The organism is Methylomonas koyamae, from assembly GCF_001644025.1.
Taxonomy (GTDB): Bacteria; Pseudomonadota; Gammaproteobacteria; order Methylococcales; family Methylomonadaceae; genus Methylomonas; species Methylomonas koyamae_A.
Window position 1 is genome coordinate 1 of sequence record NZ_LUUK01000201.1, and the last position, 9015, is coordinate 9015.

General features: G+C 53.0%; 10 protein-coding genes and 1 tRNA gene. 8 read left to right on the plus strand and 3 right to left on the minus strand.

Features of this window, described 5'->3' with window-relative positions; genetic code table 11:
- The 8 genes from gloB to map all read left to right on the plus strand — a co-directional run.
- Window positions 1-452, plus strand: a 452-nt coding sequence (gene gloB / locus A1355_RS19810) for a hydroxyacylglutathione hydrolase (protein WP_064031014.1), incomplete at its 5' end; no start/stop codon positions are given.
- Window positions 453-565: 113 nt separating this feature from the next.
- On the plus strand, window positions 566-1429 hold the full coding sequence (locus tag A1355_RS19815) for a glycosyltransferase family 2 protein (RefSeq protein ID WP_064031015.1): 864 nt from the start codon (window positions 566-568) through the stop codon (window positions 1427-1429).
- Between the two features lie 192 nt (window positions 1430-1621).
- Window positions 1622-2197 (plus strand): chemotaxis protein CheD, encoded by a 576-nt coding sequence (locus tag A1355_RS19820; protein WP_064031016.1) that lies wholly within the window; start codon window positions 1622-1624, stop codon window positions 2195-2197.
- Between the two features lie 251 nt (window positions 2198-2448).
- On the plus strand, window positions 2449-2739 hold the full coding sequence (locus tag A1355_RS19825) for a hypothetical protein (RefSeq protein ID WP_064031017.1): 291 nt from the start codon (window positions 2449-2451) through the stop codon (window positions 2737-2739).
- Window positions 2740-3157: 418 nt separating this feature from the next.
- A complete protein-coding gene (locus A1355_RS19830) occupies window positions 3158-3994 on the plus strand; it encodes a hypothetical protein (protein WP_157197963.1) in 837 nt (278 codons plus the stop codon).
- Between the two features lie 469 nt (window positions 3995-4463).
- Window positions 4464-4539: transfer RNA gene (locus A1355_RS19835), tRNA-Lys, on the plus strand.
- A gap of 294 nt (window positions 4540-4833) precedes the next feature.
- Window positions 4834-5181 carry a ParD-like family protein gene (locus tag A1355_RS26260; RefSeq protein ID WP_231883737.1) on the plus strand — a complete coding sequence of 116 codons (348 nt, stop codon included), beginning with the start codon at window positions 4834-4836 and terminating at the stop codon, window positions 5179-5181.
- The gene (map, locus tag A1355_RS19845) at window positions 5174-5947 is read left to right on the plus strand and encodes a type I methionyl aminopeptidase (RefSeq protein WP_064031019.1); all 774 of its coding nucleotides are present in this window, start codon (window positions 5174-5176) and stop codon (window positions 5945-5947) included. The genes A1355_RS26260 and map overlap by 8 nt, the downstream gene beginning before the upstream one ends.
- A 104-nt stretch (window positions 5948-6051) precedes the next feature.
- Here map and A1355_RS19850 read toward each other — a convergent pair whose 3' ends face one another.
- The 3 genes from A1355_RS19850 to A1355_RS19860 form a co-directional block, all read right to left on the minus strand.
- Complete coding sequence (locus A1355_RS19850) at window positions 6052-6690, minus strand: hypothetical protein (RefSeq protein ID WP_064031020.1); 639 nt, start codon at window positions 6688-6690, stop codon at window positions 6052-6054.
- A gap of 45 nt (window positions 6691-6735) precedes the next feature.
- A complete protein-coding gene (locus A1355_RS19855; RefSeq protein WP_064031021.1) occupies window positions 6736-7491 on the minus strand; it encodes an SIR2 family NAD-dependent protein deacylase in 756 nt (251 codons plus the stop codon).
- 166 nt (window positions 7492-7657) lie between these two features.
- Window positions 7658-8782, minus strand: coding sequence for a tyrosine-type recombinase/integrase (locus A1355_RS19860; protein WP_064031022.1), 1125 nt, complete (start codon window positions 8780-8782; stop codon window positions 7658-7660).
- Window positions 8783-9015: the final 233 nt, after the last annotated feature.

The window sequence follows — 9015 nt, forward strand, 5'->3', positions numbered from 1 at the left end:
AGGTCATCGCCACGCCTGGCCATACCAGCGGCCACATTGCCTTTTATTGTCCGGACAGTTCGGCGCTGTTTTGCGGCGACACCTTGTTTTCGCTGGGTTGCGGGCGTTTGTTCGAAGGTAGCGCCGAGCAGCTTTGGCAATCGCTGCAACGATTCAAAACGCTGCCGCCGGAGACGCGGATTTACTGCGCCCACGAATATACCGAAGCCAATGCCCGTTTCGCGGTGGAAGTCGATTTCGACAACCCGGCCCTGCGCCGGCGCCAGACCGAAGTCATCGCGCTCAGACAAGCCGGACAACCGACCCTGCCCAGCACGATGGCGCAAGAACTGGCCACCAATCCCTTTCTGCGCGAGCAGGATCCGGCGATTCAACGACACTTGGGCCTGACCGGCCGGCCGGCGCCCGCTGTGTTCGCCGAACTGCGCGGCCTGAAAGACCGGTTTCGCTAAGCGCCGGCGATGTTAGCCCGCGCGAATTTCTGCTAGACTCGCCGTCGATTCGTAGCGTACCCACCGCGCCGTCACCGCCCAAACCCGCCGTTTTTTACCCACCCGCGCCCAACATGACCGCCCAACCATTGCTCAGCATCGTATTGCCCGCCAAAAACGAAGCCGAAAACCTGCCGACCTTCTTGCCGAAATTGAAGGCGCTGTATCCCGACGCCGAAATTCTGCTGATCGACGACGGCTCCGACGACGATACGGCCCAAGTCGCCCGAGCGGCCGGCGCCAAGGTCGTCTCCCACCCCTACGGCATGGGCAACGGCGCCGCGATCAAAACCGGCGCCCGCCATGCTCGCGGCGACATTCTGGTATTCATGGACGCGGATGGCCAGCACGATCCCGCCGACATCCCGATGGTGTTGGCCAAACTGGCGGAAGGCTACGACATGGTGGTCGGCGCCCGCTTGTCGAGCAGCCACGCCTCCTGGTTTCGCCGCACCGCCAACCGCTTTTACAACAAACTGGCGTCGCTGATGACCGGCCATAAAATCGACGACTTGACCTCGGGATTTCGCGCGGTCAGGGCCGACAAATTCCGCAAATTCCTATACCTGCTACCCAACGGCTTTTCCTATCCGACCACCAGCACGATGGCCTTCTTCCGTTCCGGCTTCCCGGTCGCCTACGTCTCGATACACGCCGGCAGCCGGATTGGCAAGAGTCACATTCGCCTGCTCCACGATGGCTTGCGATTTTTCATCATCATCCTGCGCATCGGCGTGTTGTTTTCGCCGATGCGTTTGTTTCTGCCGATCAGCGGCTCGATCTTCGGCGTCGGCGTAGCCTATTACGCCTATACCTACCTCACCGAAAATCGCTTCACCAACATGAGCGCGGTGTTGTTTCTGTCGGCACTGTTGATCTTTATGATCGGCATCGTCTCCGAGCAAATTTCGTCCCTGCATTACAAAAACATCGAATGAACCGCGCCGGAACTTGGTCCAGGCGCCGGCCAAGCCGAACGCGCCAATCGGCTCAAGCTCGGCGGCGGCGCGAGATTGAGCCAGCCTAATACTTTGGTACTACGTTGGCTGGCTCGATTTATGTTAGAAATTAATCGACACTCGACAGTCTAATCGACCGAGCTACCGACTGACTTCTACCCCGATCCGACCATGTATATACAAAACCGCTCCGAAACCTACTTCGACCCCTACTGGCGTACCGCCGCCAGCAAAATCATTCCCGGCGAATATTGCGTCGCGCAAGCCGGCGCGGTCATCGTGACGGTGTTGGGCTCTTGCGTTACCGCTTGCATCCGCGACCGCGTCAAAGGTATCGGCGGCATGAACCACTTCATGGTAGCCAATCTGAACGAAGACCAACCGGTCGGCGAACGCCTGACAAATCTGGCCAGCGAGGCGATGGACAAATTTATTCAGCACCTGCTCGACATCGGTGCGGAAGCGCACCAGTTGGAAGCGAAAGTGTTCGGCGGCGGCAACGTGCTAAACCGCCTGAGCCGTAACAATGTCGGCGCCCGCAGCGCAGACTTTCTCCGCGACTACTTGGACGAACGCAATATCCCGATCGTCGCCTCCGACACCTTGGACATTTATCCGCGCAAAGTGTATTTCTTCCCCGCCTCGGGCAAAGTCCTGGTCAAAAAACTGACCGACGTCAAAAACGAAACCATCCTGATCAGAGAACAGGAATACAGTAATCGCCTGCTCGCGGGCGCTCTGATTTGATTCGCGGGGGGCCGACCGGGCTCGCGATAACACGGCAATGCCGTGACGGTTACCGCCTAACCCGGCCTAGCGGCGAACCCCAGCTCTTTTATCCCGCCGATTCAAGTACTCGAAGGTTAACGCGATTTTTTTCGCAACCGGCAATCCCCCTTTCCGCAGGGCATACCGGCATCGGCGCCTGCGGCGAGATCGGAAAACCAACACCATGCGCGCGATGCCGCTAAGCTAATCGTATTTGCCAGGAAACCGCCATGCGAAACTTGAATCTCGCCGTGCTCGTGCTATTCGCCACCGCGACCTTCACCGCCCAAGCCACCCCACCCGCCAGCCGCACCCTTGCTCTGGAGGACATCAGTCTCGAACGCATCGAAATTCAAGGCCAAATCCAGACTTGGAAACTTAACAAAGTGTGTATCGACCAGCAGGCTTATCTATTGCTGCTCAGGGGCCTCACCGAGCCGGTCGGCATCTCGCCGTCGTTCAAAAACGGCAAGCCGGAACAGTGTCGGCAAACCCTCAACGACAGCCCAATCGACGAATAACCGCGATCGAGCTACCGGACTGGGCATCGAGAATGCGTTAGCGGCTTCGCGATCCGCAAAGAAACCACGTCACCCCAGAACGGTTTTCCGAACGAAGAAGCCGTTCCGGCTATCGGTCCGAGACCCGACATTAAGCCCATCACGCGATTTAAATGCCACGCCCAGGATTAAGCAACACCGCGCGTGCTCGCAAACCGGGCTCTCCGGTTAAATACAATAGAGTAATCGATCAAAGCCGAAAGCACCTCAAGCTTGCTCGTTGGCAACCGCCGGATGTGATAAATCGAACTATTCTCGACCCAAGCTTTCAGCTAGATTGTACGTGCAGTTGTTGAGTAATCAACCTGTTCCGCCGCCGACTGCGGTTAGCGGCAATCTTCCGAGCCTTACTTCTTCCGAGCCTTAATAAGGGGGCCATATGATCGCTAAATCCCGATATCTTCTCTACCTGTCCGTGGGATTATTCCTGAACAACACCAGCTATGCCGCACGGTTAACCGAACCGGGCATTAGCGTGTCCGGCAGCGGCACGCACTGGTTTAAGGTTTGTTCGACGTGTCCGGACGACGGTTCCAGCGCGTCCGATTCAAAGGGCGGAAATGGTTATCCAACGGCGACGACCGAATTCAACGACATGTATTCTTGGTTTGCCGAAGGCTCCTTAACCGGGGCGCAATCCTTACCCATCCTGAAGGCTTACGCTAAAACGGACGTCCCCAATACCATCGGCTATGTCTCCGCGACCGCCACCGCTCAGGGCCTGCAAGCCTACCACTACGCCGGAACCGAGTCCCAAACCTACACCATCACGTTCTCGGTCAGTGGCTTGCTTAGCGGCGATACCACCGAATCCATCACCGCCGGCATGAACGTCTGGGGGGGAATTTTCGACCCTTACGCAGAACTTCCCGGCTCAATGCTTGGCGGAGACTTCGTCAACGCGCACGCCGATCCCCTGGTTAACAGTACCGCGTTGAACGAAAGCCGAGCTATCAGTTTCGATCTGGTGCCCGGTCAAGACTTCTTCATCACCAGCTATATCACTGCCAGTGCGTTTTGGGCGGACGGCAGCGATATCGCCGGCACCGCGGACGCGGCGCATAGTATGACAGCGCAATTCACGGCAGGCGATTCAACGATGCTGAATACCTTGACAACCAGCGTTCCGTTACCGCCTTCGGCTTGGCTTTTGCTAAGCGGCATCGCATTCCTCACCTTTTCACCGAACAAAAATCGCAAAGACTCGAAAATCTAGGCCGTCTAGGGCTAACGCCGGTAAACCCCGACCATACCGGGTTTTACCGGCGTTAATAAAAATGAATCATGAAAAACCCAGTGCCGCGCCCCATCATTCAGCCAATTCGCTGGTCACAAAGCCATTTCCACCCTCGGCTAACCTCCAGCCACACGTGGCGTCGAGCATTTTTGCCTAGCCGACCAATGTCGATTCGACCCCACCAGCCGGAACGGCTTAAACAACTCGGCCGGAGTGCAAACCTAGGTTTGCACTCACTCCAATCCGACGATTTCCGGACGTCACACTCCGTAACGAGAAATTGAGAGGATTGGCTTAACAACGTCTCAGTCAGGGCCTACGCCGCCTATTCGAATGCGTTTTTTGGACGGTTCAGGGACAAGCTTTACTCGCAAGTGTACCGTTTCCAAGGTTTCACAGTAAAAGCTTGCAAAGAAAAAAAAAACCGATATAATGATCGAATTGATTGGGGTCGTTAGCTCAGCCGGTAGAGCACCGCACTTTTAATGCGATGGTCGTGCGTTCGAATCGCACACGACCCACCATCGAATGACTAGGAAAATCAAGCAGTTATCGTTAGTTCGATACCTGCTTTTTTTATGCCTGAAATTTGCCTTGCGTGAATTTTGCGTGACTTGATTTCACGCATCACCGACTCAATTCGTCCGCATGACACACTAGCCGTATTAATTAGCTCCTGCTTATAACGCCAGATTGGATTGAGGGCGTTAGCCAAAAAAACACGTGGCAGCATTGTGTGCTCACGGTTACCCGCACATACCGGTCACATGTGCCAAGAAGTCAGGTTCCACCTTTCCAGAGCGGTGCGGGCAAAAAGAGTGAGCCTTAACCCCTTGCTCAATGACCGGATCGGCTACGGTAGACCGGATAGCTTGAACGCTAAACATCCTTTGCAGACTCTTGTGAATATTGCCACATTGATATACGATCTATATACGTTTCGTATATTTGAGGTAAATATGGGTATCGTTAAAATCAGTGACGAACTACATGAAGAGATTCGGAAAGCCAGTAGCACGATGGTTCGTTCGATCAATTCCCAGGCTGAGTTTTGGATAAAAATCGGCATGCTCGCCGAAACTCATCCCAATATGACTTACACAGAGATTTTGCGAGAACAATTACGCCTTGCTGCTGTTGAGTTAAATGAAGTTAGCAATGGCTAGTGGTATCCTAAAAAATGAGAATGAACTTGATTTGATGCGTGAATCAGGGCGTTTGCTCGCATCTGTGTTCACTTATCTCGATCAACACATCAAAGTGGGCATTTCAACCATGGACATAAATGATCGGGTTGAAGATTTTATTACCAACACGTTAAATGCAAGACCGGCCAGTAAAGGGCAATATGATTTCCCTTTTGTTCTAAACACATCGATCAATGATGTGGTGTGTCACGGCATACCTTCCATGACTCAATTGCTTAAGTCCGGCGACATCATCAATGTGGATATAACGCTTGAAAAAAATGGTTTTATCACCGACTCAAGTAAAATGTACATGGTTGGGGATGTTTCGCCATTAGCCCAAAGGCTAGTTGATAAAACTTACGAGGCTATGTGGCAGGGTATTCGCGCAGTGAAACCCGGCGCAACACTTGGTGATATTGGTTACGCGATTAAAAAATTTGCGTCTTCACAAGGCTACTCGGTTGTACGCGAATACTGCGGTCACGGTATTGGTCAAGAAATGCACGAGGAGCCTAAGGTTTTACATTACGGAAAACCGAATAGCGGAATTGTTTTGCAAGAAGGTATGACTTTTACCATTGAGCCTATGATCAACCAAGGCGAAGCTAAAGTAAAAACGAAGCGTGATGGTTGGACAGTTGTTACTCGTGACAAAAAACTCTCTGCACAATGGGAACACACTATTGCGGTTACAGCAGATGGCTATGAAGTTCTGACTCTGCGAGATGAAGAGCGCGTTTAACAAAAACTTCAATTTAAACGGCACTAAGTGCTAAAAACTGAATGACAGTTCAATAAAAACCCAAGCCCCGTTTTTGCTCTCTAACTTATTACATCATAAATCTCTCAGGCATTTGGCTTTTCCCACTCACCGGTTTCAATATCCAAAGTCGCCTGATGCCTTATGGCCACATTGACCCAGATGTTGTCTATGCGTAAGCAGTCCCGCAGGCTCAGCTCGGGTTGTGCCAAACTGTAGTTATAACTGATCAAGTCATAAAATAACCGGCACAGAATAACTTGGCGTAGTGGCTCGGGATATGACCGCAGGGGATTACGGTGGTCTTGGCCGTCGGCAAGCCGATTATCGACATCCAGCCCTTTGAGACTGATCTCGCGGGTGGCTAAGAAATTATCCGAGTCCTCGTCAAATTCAGGATCGACCGAGCGCAGAATAAAATACAGCGTAGCGTCAATTTCGTAATCGTCCAACACCGTGCTGCTATCGGCGACTTGTGCGCTCATCCACTGGTTTTGGGTTTCTGCCAAGGTGTGTAAATGCGCTTCAACAGTCATCAACCGCTGGTTAAAGCGCAATAAGCCCTCTATTTCGGCTTCGCTATACCCGGCATCGTTTTTTACATTGGAGGGAGACGCCAATCTCGCTAGTCGACGCAGCTTGCGTTGTATTTGACTCAAATGCTGTTCCAACTCGTCAATTGAATGTTGCAGACTGGCAAGCTGTTCGCGTTGTTTTAGGTTCATCGTTCCGCCTGTCCGGTTTATAGTTTCTTGTCGGCACCCATCGCTTTACTGGGCATACGCGGCTTGCAGCAGTGCCGGCAACAGATCCCCCGCCTTACCGTGAAGATTAAAGTGGGCTTTGGCATCCAGGTTGGTTTTATCCGGATTGAGTTGAATCACCTTGGCTCCGGCGGTGAGGGCAACCAGCGGCAAACTGGCTGCGGGATACACCAACGCCGATGTGCCAATGCTCATCAATACGTCGCAATTCTGCGCGGCAGCTTCGGCAGCATGCCAGCCATCTAACGGCAACGATTCACCGAACCACACCACGCCGGGACGAATGTAATCACCGCAAGCCGGACAGCGAGGCGGTTCAACCCGCTTTGATTCAGAAATGACCGTTGGCGTAGCGTTCAATGCAAACGGCTTGGCACAGGCAATACACTGCGCTTCATGTAAACTGCCGTGCAGATGGATGACGAACTGACTGCCGGCACGCTCATGCAAATCATCGACATTTTGGGTAATCAGCGTTAGCTTCGGCACCAATGGCTGAAACTGTGCAATTGCCCGATGTGCCGGATTCGGTAACGATTGCATAACCTTGGCACGACGCCATTCATACCAACCCCAGACTAAGGCCGGATTAGCCCGAAAACCGTTCTCACTGGCCAATTGCTGGGGATCGTATCGCGCCCACAGTCCGGTCATGGCATCGCGAAACGTCGGAATGCCCGATTCAGCGGACACCCCGGCGCCGGTTAAAATAACCAGATGCTGAGCATCGCGTAGGGTTTGGAGTAAGCGGTCATTGAACATGAGAGATTTCCTTAGCGTGTTTTGGTTTTAGAGTTTGGCTGTTGAGCCGTTTGCAAAGACGTAGTAGTTGTGGTCGACTGACCGGATCGAAAGCACTGTATGGCGGTGCTACTCGATCCGGTCATTATCAGATCAGGATTGCAGTTCTAATCGTCATATGATCCAGCTAGCGGGGTTTACCGGAGCTCCTTTTCAGGATCGTTAGACTAATGCCTTCTTCCGAAACGCAAACCTGTTCGACGGCGTTAATCAACTCCTGAATTTCGGCGCCCGAATAGTGGGTGGTAATGTCGCCTGACTTATGGTGCAACAATACTTTCCGGGTTTCCAGACTCACCCCGGCCGAGCGTAAACGCCGGCCAAAGGTATGCTTCAGATTATGCGGCCCTTTGTTGTAAGAGCCATCCACCGGCAATCCGGCTTTCTGCCAAGCCTTTTTCCATGAAGTGGTATGGATATTACCGATTCGGCGGCCCTCATAAGGAAACACATAAACCGGATGCAAGCCCCGCTGCGCCGCGATGACCGAGCGTGCGACTTGATTCAGCACCACGATCTGATCCTCCTTGTTCTTTTCCCCTCGCCAAATTCCGTCCTCATACTCAATCCGTTTGCCCGGCGTGATAAAGATCGAGGTATTCAGTTCCGGGACTTGGACTTCCCAGTCCCAGCGCAACCAACAGACACCTTGTTCCCGTAAGCCCGTGTTAACTTTGAACAGTGCCATACAGCGCAGATGCTCCGGCAGTAACGCAAAGAAGCGTTCTTGCTCCTGCCAGTTCAGTGGATAGGGTTCCGCACCATCTTCCCAGTCGGGTAGCTCTAATAGCGGTGCCGTATCGATCCAGGGTTTATTGTGCTCGTCACGCCAGGCGCGGGCCGCCAAGGATAAAATCCGCCGTAGCACCGCCAATTCACGAGAAATGGTTTTACTTTTAACCCCGTCCGCCTTGCGTGCCTCGATAAAGGCTTGCAACGTCCCCATGTGCACATGGGTAATGTCCATATCGCCGATATGCGGCTCCAGCTTTTTCAGGCAATACGCATCCCTCGCCAGACTGCGCTTATCGGTTTCGTTTAAATACTTAGTGGCAGCCTCGCGAAAGGTGCGTACGGGTCTTGCACCGTAAACCGACACCTGCCGCAGGTCATCTATGATTTTGGCGAGATACCTTTGGGCTTCTTCGAGGTCGCCTGTGCCAGTGCTTTCGCAAATGCGTTTGCCTTTGATGACTTTGTCGATGTGCCAGCAGTCGCCCCGTTTGACGAGGCCAGGGATTTTCTTTGCCATGTTTCTTTCTCCAGTTTTTGGTTACCCGGCGTACCGACACGACGCACGTAATCGTCGGCCCAGGCATCTAATTCAATGCGATCAAAGGCAATACCTTGCTTACCGATTTTGATTTCGGTGAGCGCCGGTCTGACCTCTGCGTTAAAGAGGTTCTTATTTATGCCCAGGTAAAACGGGGCATCGCGAATGCGGATAAATCGCGGCGGAAATGAATAGGGGCTGTTGCCGTTTTA

Bases quoted from the DNA above. Each gene is read 5' to 3' on its own strand.
- A1355_RS19815 (WP_064031015.1), top strand. From the start codon at position 566: ATGACCGCCCAACCATTGCTCAGCATCGTATTGCCCGCCAAAAACGAA.
- A1355_RS19820 (WP_064031016.1), top strand. From the start codon at position 1,622: ATGTATATACAAAACCGCTCCGAAACCTACTTCGACCCCTACTGGCGT.
- A1355_RS19825 (WP_064031017.1), top strand. From the start codon at position 2,449: ATGCGAAACTTGAATCTCGCCGTGCTCGTGCTATTCGCCACCGCGACC.
- A1355_RS19830 (WP_157197963.1), top strand. From the start codon at position 3,158: ATGATCGCTAAATCCCGATATCTTCTCTACCTGTCCGTGGGATTATTC.
- map (WP_064031019.1), top strand. From the start codon at position 5,174: ATGGCTAGTGGTATCCTAAAAAATGAGAATGAACTTGATTTGATGCGT.
- A1355_RS19850 (WP_064031020.1), bottom strand. From the start codon at position 6,690: ATGAACCTAAAACAACGCGAACAGCTTGCCAGTCTGCAACATTCAATT.
- A1355_RS19855 (WP_064031021.1), bottom strand. From the start codon at position 7,491: ATGTTCAATGACCGCTTACTCCAAACCCTACGCGATGCTCAGCATCTG.
- A1355_RS19860 (WP_064031022.1), bottom strand. From the start codon at position 8,782: ATGGCAAAGAAAATCCCTGGCCTCGTCAAACGGGGCGACTGCTGGCAC.